The organism is Pauljensenia sp. 20925_1_34, assembly GCF_041432775.1.
In the GTDB taxonomy this organism is placed as follows: Bacteria; Actinomycetota; Actinomycetes; order Actinomycetales; family Actinomycetaceae; genus Pauljensenia.
The window spans coordinates 1-1384 of record NZ_JAPWAG010000058.1 but is presented as its reverse complement, the minus strand read 5'-3'; the positions used below and the strand labels follow the sequence as shown (position 1 = coordinate 1384).

General features: G+C 60.6%; 1 protein-coding gene. It reads right to left on the bottom strand.

Annotation, left to right across the window (positions count from 1 at the left end; all coding sequences use genetic code 11):
- On the bottom strand, window positions 1–1190 hold a 1190-nt coding region (locus O3669_RS10830), incomplete at its 3' end, for a tetratricopeptide repeat protein (RefSeq protein ID WP_371524859.1).
- Window positions 1191–1384: the final 194 nt, after the last annotated feature.

The window sequence follows — 1384 nt, the reverse complement described above, 5'->3', positions numbered from 1 at the left end:
GGCTCGGCATCGGCTGGTTTGTCTAGTTCGAACAGTGTGGTGGCGAGGTTGAACAGGCAGTCGGCCTGGTTGCGTTCGGTTCCGGGGATCGTTTGGTAGAGGGTGAGTGCTTGGCGGTAGAGGGGCTCGGCATCGGCTGGTTTGTCTAGTTCGTACAGTGTGGTGGCGAGGTTGTGTAGGCAGTCGGCCTGGTTGCGTTGGGTACCAGGGAGTGTTTGGAACAGGGTGAGTGCCTGGCGGTAGCAGGTTTTGGCTTCGACTAGTTTGTTGAGATCGCGCAGTGTGTTGGCGAGCTTGTTCAGGCATTTGGCCTGTTCATGCTCGGTACCAGGGATTGTCTGGTAGAGGGTGAGTGCCTGGTGGTAGTAGGGTTCGGCCTCGGCTAGTTTGCCCCGCGTGGCCAGGATGGTGGTGAGGAGATGCAGGCAGGTGGCCTGGTTCTCCTCGGTGTTGGGGATGTCTTGGTAGAGGGTGAGTGCTTGGCGGTAGTGGGATTCGGCGTCGGCAAGTTTGCCCCGCGTGGCCAGGATGGTGGCGAGGTTGTGTAGGCAGGTGGCCTGGTTGTGTTCTGTTCCGGGGAGTGTTTGGTAGAGGGTGAGTGCCTGGTGGTAGTAGGGTTCGGCCTCGGCTGGTTTGCCCAGCAGGAGTAGTGTGGTGGCGAGGTTGCCTAGGCAGTTGGCCTGGTCGCGTTGTGTGTTGGGGAGTGTTTGGTAGAGGGTGAGTGCTTGGCGGTAGTAGGGTTCGGCCTGGACTGGTTCGCCCAGCTCACGTAGTGTTTTGGCGAGGTTGTACAGGCAGTTGGCCTGGTCGCGTTCTGTTCCGGGGATGTCTTGGTAGAGGGTGAGTGCCTGGTGGTAGTAGGGTTCGGCATCGGCTGGCTTGTCTTGTTCGCGCAGTGTGGTGGCGAGGTTGTTCAGGCAGGCGGCCTGGTTGTGTTCGGTTCCGGGGAGTGTTTGGACTAGGGTGAGTGCTTGGCGGTAGTAGGGCTCGGCTTGGGCTGGCTTGCCTAGTTCGCCCAGTGTGTTGGCGAGGAGGCCCAGGCAGTTGGCCTGTTCATGTTCGGTTCCGGGGAGTGTTTGGTAGAGCTCTAGGGCGCGCTCGAATAGCGTGGTCGCCTGAAGATAGTAGCCCCGCTGTATGGCGTGTATGCCTTGTTGGAATATCTGCTGTGCGTCGTCGTGGGTGGGCATGGGTGTTGCTCTTTCTTGCTGTGGGGCTAGCGGTAGTGGGCGCGGGGGCGGTCTGCGATTGTGGGGTGCTGGTAGAGGGGTGTGGTGCGTGGGTGGGGGAGGATGAGGTTGGGGCCGGGGGTGCGGGTGAGGGTTTCGTCTGGTTCTGGGGTGGAGTTGGGCACCAATGTGAGTAGGGGATCTTCGCTGTTGCG